The organism is Autumnicola tepida (assembly GCF_031846485.1).
Classification (GTDB): Bacteria; Bacteroidota; Bacteroidia; order Flavobacteriales; family Flavobacteriaceae; genus Autumnicola; species Autumnicola tepida.
This window is the reverse complement of the sequence record NZ_JAVRHQ010000009.1, coordinates 47263-71373: the sequence shown is the minus strand read 5'-3', so window position 1 is coordinate 71373 and position 24111 is coordinate 47263. Positions and strand designations below refer to the sequence as shown.

Sequence of the window (24111 nt, the reverse complement as noted above, 5' to 3'; positions counted from 1 at the left end):
CTAAATTATAATTCCGTCCATAGATGTTAGCAAAGCAAACTGAAAGATTGAGTTTCTCTTCTGTAAAGAACAGGCCTGATTACCCTGACTTTCTGGATATCCAGATCAAGTCGTTCCAGGACTTCTTTCAATTAGAAACAAAATCAGAAGAGCGGGGAAATGAAGGTCTGTATAATACCTTCTTAGAGAACTTCCCAATTACGGACACCCGTAACCAATTTGTACTTGAATTTTTAGATTATTTTGTGGATCCGCCAAGATATTCCATCCAGGAATGTATTGAGCGTGGTCTTACTTACAGTGTTCCGCTTAAAGCAAGGTTAAAGCTTTATTGTACAGATCCGGAACATGAAGATTTTGAAACCATCGTACAGGACGTTTATTTGGGAACTATCCCTTATATGACTCCTAGCGGCACCTTCTGTATCAACGGTGCAGAGCGGGTTGTAGTTTCTCAGTTACACCGTTCCCCCGGCGTTTTCTTTGGACAGTCTTTCCATGCTAATGGAACAAAATTGTATTCTGCCCGTGTAATTCCTTTTAAAGGTTCATGGATAGAATTCGCTACCGATATCAACAGCGTAATGTACGCTTATATCGATAGGAAGAAAAAATTACCTGTTACCACGCTTTTCCGTGCAATCGGTTTTGAGCGTGATAAGGATATTCTTGAAATTTTTGACCTTGCTGAAGAGGTTAAAGTTTCAAAAACAGGACTTAAAAAAGTATTAGGGCGTAAACTTGCGGCCCGTGTATTGAATACCTGGTATGAGGATTTTGTTGATGAAGACACTGGAGAGGTAGTTTCAATTGAACGTAACGAGATTGTATTAGATCGGGATACAGAGCTTGAAAAAGAGCATATAGAAGAAATCCTGGAAACCGGAAGCAAAACTATTCTTCTTCATAAAGAAGATAACCAGACCGGTGACTATGCGATTATTCATAATACATTGCAAAAAGACCCTACCAACTCTGAAAAAGAAGCGGTAGAACATATTTATCGCCAGCTGCGTAACGCCGAACCACCAGATGAGGAAACCGCTCGTGGAATTATCGATAAGTTATTCTTCTCAGATCAACGTTACAGCCTGGGAGAAGTGGGTCGATACAGAATGAACAAAAAGCTTGGTCTTGATGTGGCCATGGATAAGCAGGTGCTTACCAAGGAAGACATCATTACCATTGTAAAATATTTAATCGAGCTGATTAACTCCAAAGCTGAGATTGATGATATCGATCACCTCTCTAACCGTCGTGTTAGAACTGTGGGAGAGCAGTTGTCCCAGCAATTTGGTGTTGGTCTTGCCCGTATGGCACGTACCATTCGTGAGCGTATGAACGTTCGTGATAATGAGGTGTTTACTCCTATAGATTTGATCAACGCGAAGACACTTTCTTCTGTGATCAATTCTTTCTTTGGAACAAACCAGTTGTCACAGTTTATGGACCAGACGAACCCGCTTGCAGAGATTACTCACAAGCGTCGTCTTTCAGCACTTGGGCCTGGAGGTCTTTCAAGGGAAAGGGCAGGCTTCGAGGTTCGTGATGTTCACTATACCCATTACGGAAGGCTTTGCCCTATTGAAACTCCTGAAGGACCAAACATTGGTTTAATTTCTTCTCTCGCGGTTTATTCCAAGGTAAACGGAATGGGCTTTATTGAAACTCCATACCGTACGGTTTCAGAAGGAAGAATTAACCTTTCTGAGGAGCCAATTTATTTAAGCGCTGAAGAAGAAGAAGGTAAGAAAATCGCCCAGGCCAATATTCCGTTAAAAGATGACGGAACTATAGAATCTGATCGTGTAATTGCACGTATGGAAGGTGACTTCCCGGTTGTGGATCCAAAAGAAGTTCATTATACCGATGTTGCGCCTAACCAGATTTCTTCAATTTCGGCTTCGTTAATTCCGTTCCTGGAACATGATGATGCGAACCGTGCCCTGATGGGATCTAACATGATGCGCCAGGCAGTACCACTTTTAAGGGCAGATTCTCCAATTGTGGGAACCGGTCTTGAAAGACAGGTGGCTACCGATTCCCGTGTGTTGATTAATGCTGAAGGTGAAGGGGAAGTGGAATATGTTGACGCTAACCAGATCACCATTAAGTACGATCGTACCGAAGAGGAGAGAATGGTAAGTTTTGACAGTGATTCCAAAACCTACGATCTTATTAAATTCCGAAAAACCAACCAGGGAACCTCTATTAATCTTAAGCCAATTGTAAGCGTAGGGGATAGAGTGACCAAAGGCCAGGTATTATGTCAGGGTTACGCTACCGAAGCCGGAGAACTTGCTTTGGGTAGAAACATGAAGGTGGCATTTATGCCCTGGAAAGGTTATAACTTTGAGGATGCGATCGTTATTTCTGAAAAAGTGGTTAGGGACGATATTTTCACCTCTATCCATATTGATGAATATTCTCTGGAAGTTCGTGATACCAAATTAGGTAATGAAGAATTGACTAACGATATTCCTAACGTTTCCGAAGAAGCTACAAGAGACCTTGATGAGCACGGAATGATTAGGATTGGGGCTGAAGTTAAGCCGGGTGATATTCTTATTGGTAAGATTACTCCAAAAGGAGAAAGCGACCCAACTCCTGAAGAAAAACTGCTTCGTGCGATATTTGGAGACAAGGCCGGGGATGTTAAAGACGCGTCTTTAAAAGCATCACCGTCATTAAGCGGTGTGGTGATCAACAAGAAACTTTTCGCGAGAGCCATCAAAGACAAACGTAAAAGAGCCCAGGATAAAGAAGATATTTCAGCGTTAGAGCAAAAATATGAAGCTAAGTTTCAGAGTTTAAAATCTGATCTGGTAGACAAATTGTTCGCTATTATAGGTGGAAAAACCGCTCAGGGTGTTCAGAATGATCTTGGAGAAGAGGTAATGCCAAAAGGTAAAAAATATACTCTTAAGATGTTGAACGCTGTAGACGATTACACGCACCTTACTCAAGGTACGTGGACTACAGATGATCATTTAAATACTTTAGTGGCAGACCTTCTGCATAATTATAAGATTAAGGAAAACGACCTTCAGGGTAATTTGAGAAGAGAGAAGTTTACAATCTCTGTTGGAGATGAGCTTCCTTCTGGTATTCTTAAACTTGCTAAAGTTTATATCGCTAAGAAACGTAAACTTAAAGTAGGGGATAAAATGGCAGGACGCCACGGTAACAAAGGTATTGTTGCAAGAATTGTTCGCCAGGAAGACATGCCGTTCCTTGAGGACGGAACTCCGGTAGATATCGTGCTGAACCCACTTGGGGTACCATCACGTATGAATATTGGGCAGATTTATGAAACTGTACTAGGTTGGGCAGGTCAGAAAAACGGGAAGAAATATGCTACTCCAATTTTTGACGGTGCAACTATAGATCAGATTAATGAACTTACCGATGAAGCGGGAATACCAAGATATGGTCACACTTATCTTTATGATGGTGGTACCGGGGAACGTTTTGACCAGCGTGCAACTGTAGGTGTAATTTACATGCTGAAATTAGGACACATGATTGACGACAAAATGCACGCACGTTCAATTGGTCCTTATTCATTAATTACCCAACAGCCACTTGGTGGTAAGGCACAATTTGGAGGTCAGCGTTTTGGTGAGATGGAAGTTTGGGCACTTGAGGCTTATGGAGCATCAAGCACGCTTAGGGAAATTCTTACCGTAAAATCTGATGACGTGATAGGAAGGGCAAAGACTTACGAAGCAATCGTGAAGGGAGAGCCTATGCCGGAACCCGGATTACCTGAATCTTTCAACGTACTTATGCACGAATTGAAAGGTCTTGGCCTGGACATTAAGTTAGAAGAATAAAAAATAGTTTGCAGTATTCAGTAATCAGTTTGCAGTGACTGATTACTGGATACTAAATACTGAATACTATAAGTATGGCTAGAAATAATGATAAAAATACAGTACAGAGGTTTGACAAAATCTCTATCGGTTTAGCTTCCCCCGAGTCTATCCTAGCGGAATCCCGTGGTGAAGTCCTTAAGCCGGAAACTATCAATTATCGTACGCACAAACCAGAGCGTGACGGTTTGTTCTGTGAGCGTATTTTTGGTCCTGTAAAGGATTATGAGTGTGCCTGTGGAAAGTATAAAAGAATACGCTACAAGGGGATCGTTTGTGACCGTTGTGGGGTAGAGGTAACCGAAAAGAAAGTACGTAGGGACCGTGTTGGGCACATTAACCTGGTAGTTCCTGTAGCACATATCTGGTATTTCCGTTCTTTACCTAATAAAATTGGTTATTTACTTGGCCTTCCGTCTAAGAAATTAGACATGATTATTTACTACGAACGTTATGTGGTAATCCAGCCGGGTAATGCCAAAGATGAAGAAGGGAATGCCCTTAAGAAAATGGATTTCCTTACTGAAGAAGAATATCTGAACGTTTTGGATAGCCTTCCTCAGGAAAATCAATATTTAGATGACAGCGACCCTAACAAGTTTATCGCTAAAATGGGAGCTGAATGCCTTATTGAAATTCTTAGAAGGATAGATCTTAACGAACTTTCTTACGAATTAAGGCACAAGGCTAACAACGAAACTTCCAAACAACGTAAAACTGAAGCATTAAAACGTCTTCAGGTTGTTGAAGCCCTTCGTGATGCCAACAAGAACCGTGAGAACAATCCAGAGTGGATGATCATGAAAGTGATCCCTGTAATTCCGCCGGAATTGCGTCCTCTTGTACCTCTTGACGGTGGACGTTTCGCGACTTCAGATTTAAATGATCTTTACCGTCGTGTTATTATTCGTAACAACCGTTTGAAAAGGTTGATGGAGATCAAAGCTCCTGAAGTGATTCTACGTAACGAAAAACGTATGCTTCAGGAATCTGTGGATTCGTTGTTCGATAATACCAGAAAATCTTCAGCAGTAAAAACTGACTCAAACCGTCCGCTTAAATCACTTTCAGATTCATTGAAAGGTAAACAAGGGCGTTTCCGTCAGAACCTGCTTGGTAAGCGTGTGGATTATTCGGCACGTTCCGTAATTGTTGTTGGGCCGGAACTAAAAATGTTCGAGTGTGGTCTTCCGAAGAATATGGCGGCAGAACTTTACAAGCCTTTCGTGATCAGGAAACTGATTGAAAGAGGAATTGTAAAAACAGTAAAATCTGCCAAGAAAATTATAGATAAAAAAGAGCCTGTAGTATGGGATATCCTCGAAAATGTATTAAAAGGACACCCTGTATTGCTTAACCGTGCTCCCACGCTTCACCGTTTAGGTATACAGGCATTCCAGCCAAAACTTATTGAAGGTAAAGCGATACAATTACACCCATTGGCATGTACGGCCTTTAACGCCGACTTTGATGGGGACCAGATGGCGGTTCACCTTCCATTGGGGCCTGAGGCTATCCTGGAAGCACAGATGTTAATGCTGGCTTCCCACAATATCCTTAACCCTGCGAATGGTTCGCCAATTACAGTACCTTCCCAGGATATGGTTTTGGGTCTTTATTATATGACCAAGCTTAAGAAATCTACCGAAGAAGAACCTGTGACCGGAGAAGATCTCACCTTCTATTCTGCGGAAGAAGTGATTATTGCTTATAACCAAAAGAAAGTAGATCTTAACGCTTCTATTAAAATTAGGGCGAAAGACTTTAATGATGCCGGAGAACTGGTTTACCAGATTATTGAAACTACTGTAGGTAGGGTATTGTTTAATGAAACTGTTCCTGAAAAGGCAGGTTTCATTAACGAAGTACTAACGAAAAAGTCGCTTAGGGATATTATTGGTAATATTCTTAAGATTACCAGTGTTCCTGAAACTTCAGAGTTTCTTGATAAGATCAAGTCTCTTGGGTATGGATTCGCCTTCCGTGGCGGTCTTTCCTTCAGCTTGGGTGATATTATTATCCCTGAAGAGAAACAAGCCATGATCGATGAAGCCAACGAACAGGTTGAAGGTATTATAGGTAACTATAACATGGGTCTTATTACCAATAATGAGCGTTATAACCAGGTTATCGATATTTGGACTTCTACCAATGCAGGTCTAACCGAATTGGCTATGAAGCGAATCCGTGAAGATAAGCAAGGGTTTAACTCTGTGTATATGATGCTTGATTCCGGTGCCCGTGGTTCTAAAGAGCAGATCCGCCAGCTAACCGGTATGCGTGGACTTATGGCCAAGCCGAAGAAATCAAGTTCTGGTGGTGGTGAAATTATTGAAAATCCGATTCTTTCTAACTTTAAGGAAGGGCTTTCAATTCTTGAATACTTTATCTCAACCCACGGTGCACGTAAAGGTCTTGCAGATACCGCACTTAAAACTGCCGATGCGGGATATCTTACCCGTCGTTTGGTAGATGTTTCACAGGATGTGATTGTTAACGATGAAGACTGTGGAACTTTAAGAGGTGTTGAAGTAAAAGCGCTGAAGAAAAACGAAGAAGTTGTTGAATCCCTGGGGGAAAGAATTTTAGGACGTATTTCCCTTCATGATGTTCGTAACCCTTCAACAGACGAATTGTTGGTTGCAGCGGGAGAAGAAATCACTGAAGATGCAGTTAAGAAAATAAACGAAGCACCAATAGAAAGCGTGGAAGTTCGTTCCCCGCTAACCTGTGAGGCTAAAAAGGGAATTTGTGTGAACTGTTACGGTAGAAACCTTTCCACCAACAAACTGGTGCAAAGAGGGGAAGCCGTTGGTGTTGTTGCCGCCCAGTCTATTGGGGAACCTGGTACACAGCTTACCTTGCGTACCTTCCACGTGGGTGGTATTGCAGGTAACATTTCAGAAGAAAACAAACTGGAAGCCAAGCTTGATGGTATCGCTGAAATCGAAGACCTTAAAGTGGTTAAAGGCGAAGCTCCCGATGGAAGCACTTCAGATATCGTGATATCACGTACTGCAGAACTTAAGATTAAAGACAAGAATACCGGGGTGGTATTGAGTAACAATAACATTCCTTACGGTTCCCAAATCTTTATTGAAGACGGGGCCGAGGTTTCCAAAGGCGATATTATTTGCCAGTGGGATCCATATAACGGGGTGATTATTTCTGAATTTGCCGGTAAGATCAAGTATGAAAACGTGGAGCAGGGGGTAACTTATCAGGTTGAAATTGATGAGCAAACCGGGTTCCAGGAAAAAGTTATTTCTGAATCTAGAAATAAAAAACTTATTCCAACGCTTCATATTTTAGGTAAGAAAGACGAAGTGATCCGTTCTTACAACCTTCCGGTAGGAGCTCACCTGATGGTGGACAACGAGGAGAAAATAGGTGTAGGTAAGATTCTTGTTAAGATTCCGCGTAAATCTTCCAAAGCTGGGGATATTACGGGTGGTCTTCCAAGGGTAACCGAACTGTTTGAAGCCCGTAACCCATCTAACCCTGCTGTGGTTAGTGAGATAGACGGTGTGGTTTCCTTCGGAAAAATAAAACGTGGTAACCGTGAGATTATAGTAGAATCTAAACTTGGTGAGGTTAAGAAGTATCTTGTGAAACTTTCCAACCAGATCCTTGTTCAGGAAAATGACTATGTTCGTGCAGGTATGCCGCTTTCTGACGGTTCCATTACTCCTGAAGATATCCTGAACATTAAAGGGCCTAATGCTGTACAACAGTACCTTGTGAACGAAGTTCAGGAAGTTTACAGGCTACAGGGTGTGAAGATTAACGATAAGCACTTTGAGGTGGTAGTGCGCCAGATGATGCGTAAGGTGAGAATCCAGGATCCGGGAGATACTATTTTTCTTGAGAACCAGCTGGTACACAAATCAGATTTCATCGAGGAGAACGATAAGATCTTCGGAATGAAAGTGGTGGAAGATGCCGGTGATTCAGAAAACCTGAAAGCAGGACAAATTATTAGCCCAAGAGATCTAAGGGATGAGAATTCAATTCTTAGAAGGGAAGATAAAAACCTTGTTACTGCAAGAGACGTGACAGCCGCAACGGCAACTCCGGTTCTTCAGGGTATCACCAGGGCGTCGCTTCAAACAAAATCATTTATCTCGGCTGCTTCCTTCCAGGAAACAACCAAAGTACTTAACGAAGCTGCGGTTAGCGGTAAGATAGATGAGCTTGAAGGCCTGAAGGAAAATGTAATTGTAGGTCATAAAATACCTGCAGGTACAGGAATGCGTGAGTACGACAGCATTATTGTTGGTTCTAAAGAAGAATTCGACCAGATGCTCGAGAAAAAGCAGGAAGTTAATTATAACTAATAGCAATACCCAAAGGCCGCTTGTTTGCGGCCTTTGTTTTTACCATAAAGGAGATCCCGGCCTGAGTCGGGATTTTTTGTACCTTTATTTTACTGAAAAATCAATGAATCATGAGCGAAGAAAAAAAGACTAAAAAAGGACAAATCAATATAGAACTGGATGAAGCGGTAGCAGAAGGAACTTATTCCAACCTGGCAATTATCAACCATTCCGTCTCAGAATTTGTAGTGGATTTTGTGAATATCATGCCGGGAAAACCCAAGAACAAGGTCAAATCAAGAATTATCCTGACTCCCCAGCACGCAAAAAGGCTTTTAAAGGCTTTGGCAGATAATGTGCAGCGTTTTGAGAAAGCCCACGGCGAAATAAGAGATTATGAGAAAGCGCCGCTTCCTCTTAATTTCGGCCCAACCGGCCAGGCCTAGCATCTTCAATACATTTAAGTAAAAACCTCACAAGTCTTCAAGGCCTGTGAGGTTTATTTTTTAAGAAGGAGACAGTTTCAGGCAAATTCGTTATCTTAGGAACACTACTAAAGACTTTACTTCAACTGTGAGATTATGAGCGAAACCTCCGGGAATGACCAACCTACAAAACGCATTGCTGCCATAGACCTCGGGACAAATTCCTTCCATGCCGTTCTTGTAGATATTTATCCAGATGGAAGTTTCAGGACTGTAGACAAGCTTAAAGAAATGGTTATTCTTGCTGAAAAAGGACTGGAGAACCGCCTTAGCAGGGAAGCCATGGACAGGGGAGTGGAAGCCTTAAAAAGGATCAAATTTTTATGCGATAGCCATAAAGTGGAAAATATTCTGGCTTTTGCCACCAGCGCCATTCGGGAGGCTGAAAACGGGGGCGATTTTATTCACGAGGTCGGGGAACAGGTAGGAATTAAGGTTCGTGCCATATCGGGAAAAATGGAGGCGGAGATGATTGGGCTGGCCATTAGGCACAGTATCGTCCTGGGGGAAGAAATGGTGCTAATGGTAGATATTGGTGGGGGAAGTGTGGAATTCATCATCGGGAATAATAAAGAATTTATTTACTATAACAGTCTGAAGCTGGGCGTGGCCCGGATGGCTGCTAATTTTGTTGAATCTGATCCTATCAAAAAGAAGGAAATCCAAAAGCTGCAAAAGCATTTTGAAGAAGAACTTTCTGAAGTCGCGGAATTGGCTAGAAAGCATAAGGTAAAGACAATAATTGGTTCTTCGGGCACGATGGAAAATATTGGTGCCATGGTAGCAGGAAGAAATTCCATTACCGCCAACAGAACGCTGAATGCCCTGGAATTCGATACTGCCGATTTCAACAGCCTGTACGATGAATTTATTCAGCTGAATAAAAAGCACCGCCTTAAAGAAAAAGCCCTGGAAGAAAAACGGGTGGATATTATCAATCCCGGAATGGTGTTGCTGAAATTCCTTGTGGACGAATTTAGAATCGGGAATATTAGAATTTCAGAAGGGGCATTACGAGAAGGCATGATCCTGAATTATATCAGGAAGGAAAAAGATCAGCTTAACCTGGATCTGGTGGCGAATTTCCAGGATCCGCGCCGCCGTAGTGTGTATGAATTACTTCGAAAATGCAACTGGCTTGAGGCCCATTCCCGTCATGTTTCAAATTTCGCGTTACAGCTTTTCGATGAATTTAAGGAGGAGTTAAAACTGAAAGAATCAGACCGGGAACTTCTGGAGTATGCCAGTTTAATGCACGATATTGGTTACTACATTTCTTACCGCAAACACCATAAACATGCGCTTTATCTTATCAGGAATTCAGACTTGCTGGGCTTTAAGGAAGATGAAATCAATATTATGGCGAATGTTGCCCGGTATCACCGCCGTTCTGTACCAGCCAAAAGGCATAAACGCTATAAACAATTAAATAAAAAGCTACGGAAGAGGGTAAAGAAACTTTCCGCCTTGTTGCGGGTGGCAGACGGTTTGGACCGCAGTCATTATCAGAATGTTCAAAAGCTGGAGATAAAAAATAAAGCTGAAGTCATCACTTTAATTATTACCACTCACAGCGATCCTGAGCTTGAAATTTGGGGATGCCTGCGCAAGGCTAAACTTCTGGAAAAATTAACCGGCAAAAAATTGAAGATATTTGCAGTTTTTGAAGGTTCTTCCATATAACGGCTGGCAGTAGCCTTACGAATTGAGACCGTAGAGGTTACGGGGCCGCAATGCCTGAACACCTTCTTTTACTTATATTTTTTGAAATATATTCTTGCCGCCTTCATTACCCTTGGGGCCATGATCAGAGTAGAAATCATAGTAGGGATTGCCATTAAAGCAAAAAACCCGTCAATAAGGTTAATCATCATACTTAGTGAAGTGGTCGCTCCAACCAGGATACTCAAAATATAAAAATAGTTGTAGTAGTGCTTATTTTCAGCACCAATAAGAAAATTAAGGCATTTGGTTCCGTAGTAAGAATAGGAGAAAAGAGAAGAAATACTGAATGCCGCGATGCAAAGGAGCAGTAAATAATCTCCAATATAAGGAATGGAGTCTTCAAAAGCCACTGCTGTTAAGGTCACTCCATTGGCATCACTGCTTTGCCATACGCCGGTTACCAAAATGTTAAGGGCGGTAAGGGTACAGATTACCAAAGTGTCAATTGCAGGGCCTAACATGGCCACTAAGCCTTCCCTTACAGGCTCAGAAGTTTTACTGGCCCCGTGGGCCATGGTGGCCGTTCCTATACCGGCTTCGTTGGAAAATGCCCCTCTTCTTATACCCAATATCATCAGCCCTCCGACAATTCCGCCAAATAGCGGCTCTCCTTTATAGTTTTCCGCGGCAAAAGCATCAGTAAAAATCATCCCGAGGTATCTTGGCAGTTCATCAATATTTACAAAGAGGATAATAAGTACAGAAATAAAATACAAGGCAACCATAGCCGGTACCAGTTTGGAAACCGTACGGCTAATACGGTAAAGGCCGCCAAGAATTACGGCAGAGGTGATAATTACTAAAATAACACCTATAATCAGGTTCGTCGTAAAATTGGTTTCCACGCCCTGAGGCTCCAGTAAAATCGTATTTATGGCCTGGGTGAGCTGGTTTACATTAAAAACCGGTAATGCCCCAATTAATCCCGCAACAGCGAAAAAAATAGCCAGGGGTTTCCACGCCTTCCCAAGGCCTTCCACAATAAAATACATCACCCCGCCCTGAATATTCCCCTGGGTGTCTTTTCCCCGGTACATTACAGCAAGGGTATTGGTGAAAAATTTAGTAGACATTCCCACAATGGCACTAATCCAGAGCCAGAAAACCGCGCCGGGGCCTCCTAAAGCTATGGCCACGGCCACCCCGGCAATATTTCCCATCCCTACTGTTGAAGATAAAGCCGTAGATAAGGCCTGAAAATGATTGATTTCCCCGGGTGCATTGGGATCGTCGTATTTCCCACGGAGCAGGTCCAGGGAATGGCCCAGGTACCGGAAAGGCAGAAACCTGGAGATGATCAACAAATAAAGCCCGCCGCCAATTAACAATATTACAAGGGGAAGCCCCCATACCAGGGAGGCAAATTCAGCAATTAGATGATCCAGTTGATCCATAAAAAATCAGGTTTGCACCGAAAATAGTAAATTAATGCTTAACCCTCTTTTGTAAATTTCCAAACTTTACTGAAATGAGAAGGAATTTCCTCTAAAATTCAGAAGTAAAGTGGAATTTGATATCTGGATATTTTTGCTGGGTCATCTGCAGGGAAAATTGGGAATCGGCTAAAAATACCAACTGCCCCTGTTTGTCTTTAGCAAGAAATTTGGCTTTAACTCTTTTAAAATCTTTGAATTCCTCACTTTTAGGATCTTTTGCTTCTACCCAGGTGGCTTTGTAAACGTTCAGATTTTCATAGGTACATTTCGCCCCGTACTCATGTTCCAGGCGGTACTGGATCACTTCAAACTGCAGTGCGCCTACAGTGCCAATCACTTTCCGGCCATTTAGTTCCAGGGTGAAAAGCTGTGCAACTCCTTCATCCATCAGCTGGTCTATACCTTTTTCAAGCTGCTTTGACTTCATAGGGTCGGCATTGTTGATATAGCGAAAATATTCCGGGGAAAAGCTCGGGATTCCCCGGTACATAAGGCTTTCTCCTTCAGTTAGAGTATCGCCGATTTTAAAGTTTCCGGTGTCATGCAGGCCCACGATATCGCCCGGAAAAGAAACATCCACAATTTCCTTTTTTTCAGCAAAAAAGGCATTTGGGCTCGAAAACTTAAGATTTTTATTATGCCTTACATGCAGATATGGTTTGTTTCTTTCAAACTTTCCGGAGACAATTTTAATAAAAGCCAAACGGTCACGGTGCTTGGGATCCATATTCGCATGGATCTTAAATACGAAACCGGTAAATTTATCTTCATCTGGTTCCACCACGCGCTCATCACTTTCTTTAGGCCTCGGAGTGGGAGCGATGTTTATGAAACAGTCCAGCAATTCCCGAACCCCAAAGTTGTTTAATGCAGAGCCAAAGAAAACCGGCTGTAAATTCCCGGCCAGGTAAGCTTCCTTATCAAATTCAGGATAAACTCCCTGGGCCAGTTCCAGTTCCTCGCGTAAGGTATCTGCTGGTTTATTACCTATAAGATCGTCCAATTCCTCGGAAGCAAGATCAGAGATTTCAACGGTTTCCTCGATATCTTTTCTTGGGTCGCCTGTAAATAAATTCACATTTTGTTCCCAAATATTGTAGATCCCTTTAAAATCATATCCCATACCAATAGGGAAACTCAAAGGGGTAACGGTGAGGTTTAATTTTTGCTCAATTTCATCAAGCAGTTCAAAGGCATCTTTTCCTTCGCGGTCCAGTTTATTGATAAAAACGATCATGGGGATATTGCGCATACGGCAAACTTCCACCAGCTTTTCAGTTTGTTCCTCAACCCCTTTGGCAACATCTATCACCACAATCACACTGTCTACCGCGGTAAGGGTACGGAAGGTATCTTCAGCAAAATCCTTGTGCCCGGGCGTATCGAGGATGTTGATCTTTATATCCTTATATTCAAACGCAAGTACCGAAGTAGCCACAGAGATCCCCCGCTGGCGTTCAATTTGCATAAAATCACTGGTAGCCCCTTTTTTGATCTTGTTCGATTTCACGGCGCCCGCTTCCTGTATGGCTCCTCCAAACAACAGCAGTTTTTCTGTAAGTGTAGTCTTACCGGCATCGGGGTGGGAAATAATTCCAAAAGTTCGTCTTCTTTTTATCTCTTTCTGAAAGCTCTTCATTCCTCGTAATTTGAAGCGCAAAAGTACTATTATTTTGAGGAATTTTGATGTGGCGGATAATGAAAATTCTTTTGCTGAACAAAGGCATTCCGGCGGTAAGACCTCTTTCCCACAAAGTTCGTAACTTAAGCCTAAGAAAGAAGTTTATGATTGTTGGGGCCAAAAATAAACTGCTTATGCCGATGGCTGTCTTTTTGATGTTGCCCTGGTTGTTTTTTGCCCAGTATGAAGAAGAGCAGGTGGCCGAAGGTTCCTTCCTTATCAATATGGGTATTGTGCCGCAAAATTTTGGCAATGCCTTAAAGCCTTATGGATTGATTTACGAACTTCTGGAAAAGGAGCCGGTGGAAATTAAGTGGGTAATAAACCCTGAAAAGAAGAAAGACGGGATAGATTTTGTTCATGACAGCGTCCAATATCGCGGCGGCACTTTTGTGATCCCGGTTTCATACATTAACCCGCAGGTAAAGCAGCGAATCGAAAGCTGGATAAAAAAAGGTGTTATTGGGGATTTCTCTGATAAGAACCTGCGCCTCCCTGTTTTCACTACGCTTTCCATAGCCCCCAAGTGGACGCTGGATAAACAGAATGGGAATATTGCGCTGCCTTTTTTTAAGGCTGCGGGAATCCCTGCTGAAGCTCACGGGGGCGATAGCAGTGCGCAATGGAAATCGCCTGAAGAGCTTGGGGTGTGCGACGATATTTTTGTAATGCCCCATGCCGAGCCAAAGTTTTCCACGCATCAAAATTTATATTACTGGAACCAGGATTTTAAAGGGGCGATCTGGGCAGGCTGCCATGCCGGGAGTCAGCTTGAAAATCTGTTGGGCCCGGTGAAGCCTTCAGAAGCAACGGAAAATGGCATAATCCAGCTCAACTTTTTGTCTTCGGGATTTGCGGGGGCTTCCAGTGCCGGGTTAATTCCTTTTTATGAACACCGCCACGCCACGCCGCCCTATACCCACAGGTTGCCGGCAGATCCCGTTTCACAATACATGGGCAGTTGTGATGAGGCTCATCTCAATGGATCTGAACGTGTTTTTTACCCAAAGGCTATTAATTTGTGGCGGCCAGGGACCAGGAAAATAGTGGTTGATGAGTCGGCACCTGATAATCCCGAACTTACTAAAGGAGAAGCTGCGGTTGTTGTATATGGCCATGGCTTCGATAATCCAGATAACGGACTGGTAATGTACCAGGCAGCGCATAGCATTTATGGCGATAAGGAAGCTAATGTCGCGGCAATGCGCGCGTTCTTTAACTGGAGTTTCTATGCTGCGGAAATAAAACGCCGGGAAAATATTATTAAGTTTGAAGACAATGCTTCGGGTGAATCTATTGTTGCGGCCAGGGTGGGGGATGACCTGGCAAAGCTGATGCAACTAAGAAATATCCTTTTTGATCTCGACAAGGCTGAAATAAGGGCAGAAGCCAAAGAGGAACTGGACCGGATTGTAAAATTCATGAAGGAATTTCCTGAGCTGCTCCTGGACATTCGCTCCCATACAGATTGCCGGGCAGACGATATTTATAATCTCAAATTATCTGAAGATCGTGTGGAAGCCACTATTAACTATCTGGTAAATCATGGGATAAGGGCGAAAAGGATCTCGGGCCGCGGCTATGGAGAAACCGAAGTTTTGAACGAATGTATCAACGGGATTCCCTGTAGTGAGAAGAAGCATGAGGTAAACCGCCGCTCAGAATTTATATTGTCTGTAGACTGCCGCGTGTATTCCGCTAAACTTAAACAAAGCACAAAGTAAATACGGCTGGCAAACAAATTTGGGAAACCCAGCGCCTATTTTGTACATTTGATTTCTTAATCAAAATCCCCGGATACAGCAGGAATTATGTCGCATATTGATCTTAAATTTGCTGCTTTACAGGGATGATAAACCCTTCAGAGGGAAAAAAATGACAAAGGAAAAGGTAATATTAGTCAACGAAGCAGATGAACAAATAGGCCTGATGGAAAAAATTGAGGCTCATGAAAAAGCGCTGCTGCACAGGGCATTTTCAGTATTTGTTTTTAATGATAAGAACGAGCTCATGATCCAGCAGCGAGCCCTTACCAAATACCATTCGCCGGGATTATGGACCAATACCTGCTGTAGCCACCAGCGGGAAGGGGAAACCAACATTGAAGCGGGAAAAAGAAGATTACAGGAAGAAATGGGTTTCTCTACAGATTTGAAGGACACTATTTCTTTTATTTATAAGGCTCCTTTTGATAATGGCCTTACTGAACATGAATTTGACCACATTCTTGTGGGCCAGTTTGAAGGGCAGCCTGATTTAAATCCTGATGAGGTAGCCGACTGGAAATGGATCTCCCTGGAAGATGTTGAAGAAGATATGAAACAGAATCCCGATATTTATACCGAATGGTTTAAAATTATTTTTGATAAATACTATTCCCACATAAAGGCATGAGGTTAACCGTACATAGAAAAGCACATTTTAATGCGGCGCACCGGCTTTTTAAAAAGGAATGGGGCGATGCCCGGAACGAAGCGGTTTTTGGCAAATGCAGCAATCCCAATTATCATGGGCATAATTATGAACTTACCGTATCTGTTACAGGAGAGGTAGATCCCGAAACCGGGTTTGTGATGGACCTCAAAATCCTGAAAGATTTAATTTATGAAAAGGTGGAGCAGGCTTTTGACCACAAAAATCTTAATGTAGAGGTAGAGGAATTTAAACACTTGAACCCCACGGCTGAAAATATCGCGGTGGTGATCTGGAAAAAACTGCGAAAGGAACTTAGGGAAAACCTGGAACTTGCCGTTACCCTCTATGAGACCCCGCGTAATTTCGTAACCTATAAAGGCGAATAAAATGGCATTAAAGATTGGAGACAGCATACCCGATATTGAGCTGAAGGACCAGCATGGGAAAATATTCGATTTTTCCTCTTTAAAAGGAGTACAGCCGTTTGTGGTTTATTTTTATCCCAAGGATTTTACTCCCGGCTGTACCAAACAAGCCTGTTCTTTTCGCGATCAGTACGAAGAGTTTAAAAAACTGGGGGCAGAGGTTATAGGAATAAGCTCAGATTCTGAAGGCTCACATGCGAAGTTTATAGAGAAATACGACCTGCCTTTTATCATGCTTTCAGATAAAGATAAGAAGGCAAGGGAGCTGTTTGGAGTGAAGCCAAACCTTTTAGGGATGGTTCCCGGTAGGGAAACCTTTGTTTTTGATATGCAGGGAATGCTAAAATACAGGTTTAACAGTATGAATGCCACGAGGCATATCCCCGAAGCTCTGACTGCCCTGGAGAAGATGAAATAAAATTTTTAAAAATTTCTGATTTACTTTTTCGGCGCGTAATGAAAAATAGATTAAATTCGCAGCCGGAAATTTGATTGTTATGGCAAGTAAAAGAGTTTTAAAAAGGGATGTGAACAATGTGCTGGGGGATATTATTGACGCGGCATACCTTCACCAGGCTGCAAATCCTAAGGAAGATCCTGCAAAATCTGAAGCTATTGTTGATGAGGCGATAGCGACCTTTGACGAGTTGATAGCAAAGATCAATAAAAGAAATGTTGAGAATAAAAAACAACATTTTAAAGAAGTAAATAAAGAATTTGAAACCAAAGCTGAAGCTTTAGTAGAAAAAGTAAACGCTTTATAATTTTTTTGCCGATGTAGCTCAGCTGGCTAGAGCAGCTGATTTGTAATCAGCAGGTCGTGGGTTCGAGTCCCTCTATCGGCTCTTGGTTAAAACCTCTCATTTTGAGAGGTTTTTTTATGGAAATTTGAAAGGGACGAGAAGTTTATCCTGAGCGAAGGCAGTTTTTGCAGCCGAAGTCGAAGGGAGTCCCTCTATCGGCTCTTGTTTGGAACCTTTCCGTTTAGCAGAGGTTTTTTTTAATTATTATTTGGGATGGGAAGCCTTCGGCTCTTGGAAAAAAGACCTCACAGGTTTTTAAAACCTGTAGGACTATAATTCGGTCAACTTCTCTATTCCTAGTGCAATACCTCAAGTTTCAATTTTTCAGAAGAATTTGCCTGAACCTTTTTAAATTCCTCCAGGTGGTCCTGAATATTCCTGTCCCACATCGGGATCATTTCGCTAAGTTTCTTTTTCCAGGCCTCCGATTTTATTTTTTCAGGAAAGGCAATTTTCAAGACATCTATCATAATAGGCACGGCTACTGAAGCCCCCGGAGATGCGCCAAGTAGAGCGGTTACTGTTCCATCGTTGCTATGTACTACGTCCGTCCCAAATTCCAGAACTCCGCCTTCTTTTTTGTCCCTTTTAATGATCTGGACCCTTTGGCCGGCGATGCGTAGCTCCCAGTCCTCCGATTTTGCTTCCTTTACAAATACCCGCAAATCTTCCATGCGCTCTTTGTGCCCCATAGTAACCTGTTTGATAAGGTATTTGGTAAGTGGTAAATTATGCCAGAACACGCCCCACATAGAAGGGATATTATCCAGTCTTATAGATTTTGGGAGGTCCATTTTTGATCCTTCTTTAAGAAATTTAGTGCTAAAACCTGCGAATGGCCCAAACAGCAATTCCTTTTTGCCATTGATGTACCTTGTGTCCAGATGGGGGGTAGACATAGGAGGCGCATCTGGCCCGGCTTTGCTGTATACTTTGGCATTGTGTTCTTTAATTACTTCCGGATTTTTACAGAAAAGCCATTGACCGCTTACGGGAAAACCACCATAGCCTGACTTTTCTTTAATTTCCACTTTTTGTAAAAGCGGCAAAGCACCCCCACCTGCACCAATAAAAACATGGATCCCGTCGTAATACTTTTTCTCTCCGGAATTTAAATCTTTGACTTCCACCGTCCATTCCAGTTCTTCATCTGGATCTACATCTAAAACCTCATGATTTCGCAGTACCGGTACATCAAATTCGGTTTCGAGGATTTTGTAGTAGTATTCGGTAAGTTTTCCAAAATTCACTTCTGTACCAATTTCCATTCTTGTCGCGGCTAGTTTTTCGTCTTCGCTGCGGTCCTTCATAATAAGTGGAAACCACTTGCGCAGGGTTGGGAAATCTTCAGAAAATTGCATGGTTTTAAAAAGAGGGTGGGATTTCATGGCTTCAAACCTCTTTCTAAGAAATTCCACATCATCCTCGCCCCGCACCCAACTATGGTGGGGAACCGATCTGAGAAAATTCTTTGGATCCTGTATTAAGCCTTTTTGCACAAGGTGAGACCAGAATTGTTTGGTGGTTTCAAATTGTTCAAAAATTTTAATGGCTTTAGAAATGTCTATGCTCCCGTCTTCACGTTCAGGAGTATAGTTTAGCTCACATAAAGCGGAATGTCCTGTTCCTGCGTTGTTCCAGGCTTCAGAACTTTCTTCGGCTACTTTTTCAAGCCTTTCGAAAATAACAATTTTGCTGTCTGGTTCGATCATTTTCAGCATAAGCGAGAGGGTGGCACTCATAATCCCGCCGCCTATACAGATAAGATCATAATCTTTCTCAGTGGTAATATTGGAAGTCATAGCCTGTCTTTTCCCAAATTTAGGGAAATGACAGGCCAATTGGTTTAAAGAAATATTAAAAGCTATAGCAGGGAGAGGATAAACCTGTGAAAGAAAAGCTGATCAGGAATTCTCTTCAGCGTATTCTTCCTCAACTTCTTCCTGAAGTTGCTCTTCTTTTCTTCTTTCTTTCAGGAAGCGCTTTAAATCTTCACCATACATGGATTTTTTTACCCTTTTATCCAGGGAATTGTAGATGGTGTCCAGGTACTTGATATTGGCATCAAAAACTTCTGAAAGGGCCAGATATGGAGCGATTTCCAGGTCTTTATTGTTTATGGCAAAATTTACAGTGTAAAGGTATTTCCTCCTGAGAAGTTTATCATATTGCTGGTCTATTTCCATAAGCTTTTCCTCGTCCTGTGCCTGTTGCGCCTCAAAATTGGCTTTTATCAGGTCCAGGTTACTGTCATTAAAACGCTTCATCATTTTGCGGTATTCCATCAGCTTTTCCTGGTTTTTGGAACCAACAATTTTTGCAGCGGTTTCAAATTTTTCAAGGCTTGTGGTAATATTTACCTGGCCTTTATCAGCGAAAAAATCCAGCCGGTCGTCATACTCTGAATTATCTACCTTTTCCAGGTACAAATACATCATCTGCGGACTATCGATATAGGTTTCCAGAACAAACTGAGGGTCTCCGTCAATTTGTACAGAATCAACGTTCACCAGGGCAGTATCTTCGATCTTCTGAAGGAAAACCGTACCTTTTTTAAGTCCTTTAATATTTCCGTTGACCACCAGATTGCTTTCCTTTTCGGAACAAGCGGAAAGGCTAATCATAAATAATAAAAGAAGGCCAAGTTTTTTCATCTGATCAATATAATTTTTGGAGCGCAAATATCTTATAATTTTTCATTTTTATCTAACCCGCGGAAGCCATTTGCATTAAAATTGTACACAAAATTGCACCATAAGTTCCCACCACATATCCAAATACGGCAAGAAGCACACCAACTGTGGCTAACGATGGATGAAAGGCCGCGGCTACAACGGGCGCAGAAGCGGCTCCGCCCACATTGGCCTGGCTGCCCACCGCAAGAAAAAAATATGGGGCTTTGATAAGTTTGGCGGTAATTAACAATACAATTACATGAATTAGGATCCATACCAGGCCAATGGCAATTAATCCCGGATTGTCCAGAACGCTGCCCAAATCCATTTTCATCCCTATCGTGGCCACCAGGATATAAATAAAAACACTCCCCAGTTTACTCGCCCCCGCGCCTTCGTAAGATTTGAACCTCGTAAAAGAGAGGAAAATCCCAATTGCAGTGGCAATGGTGATCATCCAGAAGAAATCTGAAGAAAAGGAGGACAGGGCACTTTTAGGGTCGGTGAAAACTTCAAAATTAGCAGAAAGAAATGCCGAAATCCCATCTGCTCCCCAATGGGCAAAACCTACCGCGCCAAATGCAAGGGAGAGTAAAATCATCAAATCTGCAAGGGAGGGATTGCGCGTTACGCTTGCGGCATAATTGGAAACCTTGGTCTTCAATTCTTCTATCGCAGAATTATCAGCCTTTAACCAGTTGTCTATTTTTTCATTTTTGCCAATTCCCATAAGAACAATGGCCATCCAGAGGTTGGCCACAATAATATCAACCAGTACCATCCCACCATAAAGTTCAGGGTTGTATTCGTAAATTTCCAGCATGGCGGCCTGGTTGGCACCACCGCCTATCCAGCTTCCCGCAATAGTGGAGAGTCCCCGCCAGATGGCATCGGGGCCCATGCCGCCAACGGTTTCCGGGGAAACAGCAGAAATTAATAATATCGCCACAGGACCACCAAGGATAATCCCTAAAGTCCCGGCAAAGAACATGATTAAAGCCTTTGGCCCAAGGTTAAAAATCGCTTTTAAATCTATGCTGAGCGTCATTAATACCAGCGCCGCTGGCAGCATATAACGGCTGGCCACAAAATAAAGATTGGAGGTGGAATCGTCTATTAATCCCAGGGAATTAAAAATCGCCGGAATAAGGTAGCACATAAGCAAAGCCGGTACTACCGCATAGAATTTTTTCCAGAAACCCGATTTTTGGGAGGAAGTGTAAAATACAAATCCAAGGGCAATCATTAATAATCCGAAAACAATCGCATCATTGGTAAAAACGGGTAAATCTTCCATAAAAATAAATTGTAGTTGCGGGGGCAAAATACAATTTTTAAGAAACTTTTTTAGATAATCCTCGTACTAGGAATTTTCCAGTTTAAAAAGCTCCCTTAAACTTTTTGCGACCCCGTCCTCAATTCCTGCATGGGTTACGTTATTGGCAACTTGCAGCACCTCGTCCCTGGCATTGGCCACAGCTACTCCCATTCCCACGCCTTTTATCATTTCCACATCATTATAATTATCTCCAAAGGCCACGCAATCTTTAACATCTATTTGATAGTGTTCCCGGAGCAGTAACTGAATAGCACTGAATTTGGAAATCTTCTTATTTGCAATTTCCAGATAGGTACGTTTTGAACGGTATAAATGAAGCTCTTCCGGAAATTCTTTACTCAGGAAATCCCTGATTTCGTCAATATCTTCTTCAGCGCCCATTGCCATTATTTTGTGTGCGCCTTTACCTTCTTTTTCCCATTTTTCGATGACTTCAGCATTGGATTTTACTTCAGGTGCCACTTTTGTGTTTTCCTCTTCCCGTTGTGCCCATTTATCAATCTGCGGAACGTACCATTCATCTTCATGATAAAGGCTGAGATGGCAATTAAACTTGCTGTTGAATTCGTAGAGTTTTTCAACAGTTTCTATAGGAATGGTGGTAGAGCTGATGGCTTTGTCTCCCACCATAACCAGTCCGCCATTATAAGCAATAATAGGATAATGTTTAATGTTGAGGTCGTCCTGAAGGTGGTGCATGGCCTTTGGCATTCTTGCTGAAATCAGTACAAAAGGAATTTTATCGCTAATTTCCTGTATGGTTTTAATCGTATGGTCAGAAAGGACCCTTTTTGAATTGAGAAGGGTTCCGTCTATATCTGAAAATATAATCTTGTAAGGCATTTATTCTTTTTTTTCGGTTTTAGGTTCTCTGTTTGCTTCTTTTAAAGTTTTGTTCAGCATCCATTCAATCTGGCCATTGGTACTCCTGAATTCATCAGCAGCCCATTTTTCAATAGCCTTCAGCATCTCTTCATTTACCCGTAGCGCGAATGCTTTCTTTTTACCCATTACTGTTCTACTGATTTTACAAAAGCGGTGATAGCAGGGATAAATTCCGGGTGAAGCGGCCGTTGCGGCTCATTATAAGTCTTGAAGTTAAAGAGGTTATCTTCTTCTTTTATTTCCCTGAAGATGTGGTTCATATTTTCAATTATCACTAATTCTGAAGAAGGTAATGCCTGGTGTAGAATTTTAGCTTCTTCTTCAGAAATCTGGATATCTGCAGTGCCATTTATAATGAGTACGGGAATATCAAGTTCTGCAATTTCCACAGCAGGATTGTACTTGATCCAGGAAGCCAGGAATGGTTGCAGCCCGGGACTGAAGATAGATTCCAGGAGCGGGTGATAATTGCTGGTGCTGCCGTTTTCTTTTATTTCCTGAAAAGCAGTTTGCATATTTTCCTTTAGTTGCGGCATTTGTTTCCCTATCTGTTCCACAAGAATTTTGTCTATACTTTGGCCGGCACCGGCAATGGAAATAAAAGCATCTGCTTTGTCCTTTGCGGCCAACATCCCTACAAGTGAACCCTGGCTGTGCCCCGCTACAACCAGATGATCAAATTTACCGTTGAAGTAATCCAGGATTGCTTCAGCGTCTTCCACAAAATCATCAAAACGAATATCTTCATCCTTCATTTGCGCACGGCTCATTTTTAAAATGCGTTTATCATACCTAAATGTTGCGATGCCATTTTCAGCTAACTCATGCGCTGTCTTCTTAAGGGCGTCGTTTTTCATCATGGGCTGGTTACAGTTGCGGTCTGTTGATCCCGAGCCGGCAATCAGGATCACCAGGGAAGAAGCCTGGCCTTCTACTGGTACAGTGAGGGTACCATCAATTACAGGGTTAATTGCTATTTCCTCTTCTTTGAATAACTCCTGAGCCCAGCCTGTCTGAGCGAAAATCATCAGGATAAAAATTGCAGTTTTCTTTATCATAAAGATGTTTTTAATTTCTGTAATTAATGGTTTAAAGTGCCGGCATTCACAATAGGGCTGGCATCCCTGTCCCCGCACAAAATAACCATTAAGTTACTCACCATGGCAGTGCGCCGCTCATCGTCCAGCTCAACGATTTGTTTCCTGCTTAGCTCTGATAGCGCCATCTCTACCATACTTACCGCACCTTCAACAATTTTATGCCTGGCGGCAACAATGGCAGTTGCCTGTTGCCTTTTAAGCATGGCGCTGGCAATTTCGTTGGCATAGGCCAGGTAGCCAATCCTTGCTTCCAGGACTTCTATCCCGGCAATATCCAGCCTTTCTTCAAGCTCTTTTTCCAGGGCATCGCTAACCTCATTTACGCTGGAGCGAAGGGTTATATCTTCATCCAGGCCTTCATCTGCAAAATTATCGTAGGGATATAAACTGGCCAGTTTTCTTACGGCAGCATCGGTTTGCACTACCACAAAATTTTCAAAGTTATCAACATCAAAAGAAGCTTTAAAGGTATCCCGTACCCGCCACACAAGAATTGTGCTTATCATTACGGGATTTCCCAGCTTATCGTTCACCTTCAGCCGTTCGCTGTCAAAATTTCTTGCCCGTAAGGAAATTTTCTTTTTTGTGTAAAGTGGGTTTACCCAAAAAAGTCCGTTTTTCTTCACTGTTCCTTTATAATCCCCAAAAAGAAGCAGCACCCTCGATTCATTTGGATTTACCAGGATAAGGCCCGGGAGGATAATAATGGAAATGAGAAATGCAAAGCCAAACCATATCCTGGGCATTACAATAAAACCGATAATGCTTCCGAAGAAAAGAATAATAAAAAGAAATAGCATGAGATAGCCGTTGGAAGGCTTTAAATCTTTTTCCTGTGTCATGACTGAAGTTGTTAGGTTGATATTAATATAATATCATAAATATATTGAATTAAAAGATGCCGGTTTAAAAGTTTAACAATTAATTTATATTGCTTCCTTATCTTTGCCG

At 42.3% G+C, this 24111-nt stretch carries 18 protein-coding genes and 1 tRNA gene; 10 read left to right on the top strand and 9 right to left on the bottom strand.

Translation table 11 applies throughout. From position 1 onward, the window contains the following. Positions 1–23 precede the first annotated feature (23 nt). The 4 genes from rpoB to RM553_RS09105 all read left to right on the top strand — a co-directional run bounded on the left by rpoB (position 24) and on the right by RM553_RS09105 (position 10359). Entirely contained in the window at positions 24–3836 is a 3813-nt protein-coding gene (gene rpoB, locus RM553_RS09120) for a DNA-directed RNA polymerase subunit beta (protein ID WP_311534612.1), read from the top strand. A 74-nt stretch (positions 3837–3910) separates the two neighbouring features. Then, positions 3911–8212: a DNA-directed RNA polymerase subunit beta' gene (gene rpoC, locus RM553_RS09115; protein ID WP_311534611.1), complete on the top strand. Its 4302-nt coding sequence runs from the start codon at positions 3911–3913 to the stop codon at positions 8210–8212. Positions 8213–8322: 110 nt separating this feature from the next. Beyond that, positions 8323–8637 carry a DUF3467 domain-containing protein gene (locus RM553_RS09110; protein WP_311534610.1) on the top strand — a complete coding sequence of 105 codons (315 nt, stop codon included), beginning with the start codon at positions 8323–8325 and terminating at the stop codon, positions 8635–8637. 135 nt (positions 8638–8772) lie between these two features. Continuing rightward, a complete protein-coding gene (locus RM553_RS09105; protein WP_311534609.1) occupies positions 8773–10359 on the top strand; it encodes a Ppx/GppA phosphatase family protein in 1587 nt (528 codons plus the stop codon). 68 nt (positions 10360–10427) lie between these two features. Here RM553_RS09105 and RM553_RS09100 read toward each other — a convergent pair whose 3' ends face one another. Together RM553_RS09100 and RM553_RS09095 are read right to left on the bottom strand one after the other, a co-directional pair. After that, positions 10428–11795: an alanine/glycine:cation symporter family protein gene (locus tag RM553_RS09100; protein ID WP_311534608.1), complete on the bottom strand. Its 1368-nt coding sequence runs from the start codon at positions 11793–11795 to the stop codon at positions 10428–10430. Positions 11796–11886: 91 nt separating this feature from the next. Then, the gene (locus RM553_RS09095) at positions 11887–13476 is read right to left on the bottom strand and encodes a peptide chain release factor 3 (RefSeq protein WP_311534607.1); all 1590 of its coding nucleotides are present in this window, start codon (positions 13474–13476) and stop codon (positions 11887–11889) included. A 59-nt stretch (positions 13477–13535) separates the two neighbouring features. Between RM553_RS09095 and RM553_RS09090 the strand changes: the two genes are divergently transcribed. From RM553_RS09090 to RM553_RS09065, 6 genes are all read left to right on the top strand, one after another. Then, entirely contained in the window at positions 13536–15242 is a 1707-nt protein-coding gene (locus tag RM553_RS09090; RefSeq protein WP_311534606.1) for an OmpA family protein, read from the top strand. Between the two features lie 151 nt (positions 15243–15393). Next, positions 15394–15912, top strand: coding sequence for an isopentenyl-diphosphate Delta-isomerase (gene idi, locus RM553_RS09085; protein ID WP_311534605.1), 519 nt, complete (start codon positions 15394–15396; stop codon positions 15910–15912). After that, on the top strand, positions 15909–16319 hold the full coding sequence (locus RM553_RS09080) for a 6-pyruvoyl trahydropterin synthase family protein (RefSeq protein ID WP_311534604.1): 411 nt from the start codon (positions 15909–15911) through the stop codon (positions 16317–16319). Before idi ends, RM553_RS09080 begins: the two co-directional genes overlap by 4 nt. A 1-nt stretch (position 16320) precedes the next feature. After that, complete coding sequence (locus RM553_RS09075; protein ID WP_311534603.1) at positions 16321–16776, top strand: peroxiredoxin; 456 nt, start codon at positions 16321–16323, stop codon at positions 16774–16776. A 79-nt stretch (positions 16777–16855) separates the two neighbouring features. Beyond that, positions 16856–17122 carry a hypothetical protein gene (locus RM553_RS09070; protein ID WP_311534602.1) on the top strand — a complete coding sequence of 89 codons (267 nt, stop codon included), beginning with the start codon at positions 16856–16858 and terminating at the stop codon, positions 17120–17122. Between the two features lie 7 nt (positions 17123–17129). Then, positions 17130–17203: transfer RNA gene (locus tag RM553_RS09065), tRNA-Thr, on the top strand. Positions 17204–17457: 254 nt separating this feature from the next. Here the strand turns inward: RM553_RS09065 and mqo are convergent. The 7 genes from mqo to RM553_RS09030 form a co-directional block, all read right to left on the bottom strand. Beyond that, positions 17458–18963 (bottom strand): malate dehydrogenase (quinone), encoded by a 1506-nt coding sequence (mqo, locus tag RM553_RS09060; RefSeq protein WP_311534601.1) that lies wholly within the window; start codon positions 18961–18963, stop codon positions 17458–17460. Between the two features lie 102 nt (positions 18964–19065). Continuing rightward, a complete protein-coding gene (locus tag RM553_RS09055) occupies positions 19066–19815 on the bottom strand; it encodes a DUF4369 domain-containing protein (protein WP_311534600.1) in 750 nt (249 codons plus the stop codon). Positions 19816–19867: 52 nt separating this feature from the next. After that, a complete protein-coding gene (locus tag RM553_RS09050) occupies positions 19868–21133 on the bottom strand; it encodes a DUF819 family protein (protein ID WP_311534599.1) in 1266 nt (421 codons plus the stop codon). Positions 21134–21199: 66 nt separating this feature from the next. After that, positions 21200–22018 carry an HAD family hydrolase gene (locus RM553_RS09045; RefSeq protein WP_311534598.1) on the bottom strand — a complete coding sequence of 273 codons (819 nt, stop codon included), beginning with the start codon at positions 22016–22018 and terminating at the stop codon, positions 21200–21202. Further along, on the bottom strand, positions 22019–22186 hold the full coding sequence (locus RM553_RS09040) for a type II toxin-antitoxin system antitoxin (protein ID WP_311534597.1): 168 nt from the start codon (positions 22184–22186) through the stop codon (positions 22019–22021). Continuing rightward, complete coding sequence (locus tag RM553_RS09035) at positions 22186–23118, bottom strand: alpha/beta hydrolase (RefSeq protein ID WP_311534596.1); 933 nt, start codon at positions 23116–23118, stop codon at positions 22186–22188. Before RM553_RS09035 ends, RM553_RS09040 begins: the two co-directional genes overlap by 1 nt. A gap of 23 nt (positions 23119–23141) precedes the next feature. After that, the gene (locus RM553_RS09030) at positions 23142–24002 is read right to left on the bottom strand and encodes an SPFH domain-containing protein (protein ID WP_311534595.1); all 861 of its coding nucleotides are present in this window, start codon (positions 24000–24002) and stop codon (positions 23142–23144) included. Positions 24003–24111 lie beyond the last annotated feature (109 nt).

Bases quoted from the DNA above. Each gene is read 5' to 3' on its own strand.
- rpoB (WP_311534612.1), top strand. From the start codon at position 24: ATGTTAGCAAAGCAAACTGAAAGATTGAGTTTCTCTTCTGTAAAGAAC.
- rpoC (WP_311534611.1), top strand. From the start codon at position 3,911: ATGGCTAGAAATAATGATAAAAATACAGTACAGAGGTTTGACAAAATC.
- RM553_RS09110 (WP_311534610.1), top strand. From the start codon at position 8,323: ATGAGCGAAGAAAAAAAGACTAAAAAAGGACAAATCAATATAGAACTG.
- RM553_RS09105 (WP_311534609.1), top strand. From the start codon at position 8,773: ATGAGCGAAACCTCCGGGAATGACCAACCTACAAAACGCATTGCTGCC.
- RM553_RS09100 (WP_311534608.1), bottom strand. From the start codon at position 11,795: ATGGATCAACTGGATCATCTAATTGCTGAATTTGCCTCCCTGGTATGG.
- RM553_RS09095 (WP_311534607.1), bottom strand. From the start codon at position 13,476: ATGAAGAGCTTTCAGAAAGAGATAAAAAGAAGACGAACTTTTGGAATT.
- RM553_RS09090 (WP_311534606.1), top strand. From the start codon at position 13,536: ATGAAAATTCTTTTGCTGAACAAAGGCATTCCGGCGGTAAGACCTCTT.
- idi (WP_311534605.1), top strand. From the start codon at position 15,394: ATGACAAAGGAAAAGGTAATATTAGTCAACGAAGCAGATGAACAAATA.
- RM553_RS09080 (WP_311534604.1), top strand. From the start codon at position 15,909: ATGAGGTTAACCGTACATAGAAAAGCACATTTTAATGCGGCGCACCGG.
- RM553_RS09075 (WP_311534603.1), top strand. From the start codon at position 16,321: ATGGCATTAAAGATTGGAGACAGCATACCCGATATTGAGCTGAAGGAC.
- RM553_RS09070 (WP_311534602.1), top strand. From the start codon at position 16,856: ATGGCAAGTAAAAGAGTTTTAAAAAGGGATGTGAACAATGTGCTGGGG.
- mqo (WP_311534601.1), bottom strand. From the start codon at position 18,963: ATGACTTCCAATATTACCACTGAGAAAGATTATGATCTTATCTGTATA.
- RM553_RS09055 (WP_311534600.1), bottom strand. From the start codon at position 19,815: ATGAAAAAACTTGGCCTTCTTTTATTATTTATGATTAGCCTTTCCGCT.
- RM553_RS09050 (WP_311534599.1), bottom strand. From the start codon at position 21,133: ATGGAAGATTTACCCGTTTTTACCAATGATGCGATTGTTTTCGGATTA.
- RM553_RS09045 (WP_311534598.1), bottom strand. From the start codon at position 22,018: ATGCCTTACAAGATTATATTTTCAGATATAGACGGAACCCTTCTCAAT.
- RM553_RS09040 (WP_311534597.1), bottom strand. From the start codon at position 22,186: ATGGGTAAAAAGAAAGCATTCGCGCTACGGGTAAATGAAGAGATGCTG.
- RM553_RS09035 (WP_311534596.1), bottom strand. From the start codon at position 23,118: ATGATAAAGAAAACTGCAATTTTTATCCTGATGATTTTCGCTCAGACA.
- RM553_RS09030 (WP_311534595.1), bottom strand. From the start codon at position 24,002: ATGACACAGGAAAAAGATTTAAAGCCTTCCAACGGCTATCTCATGCTA.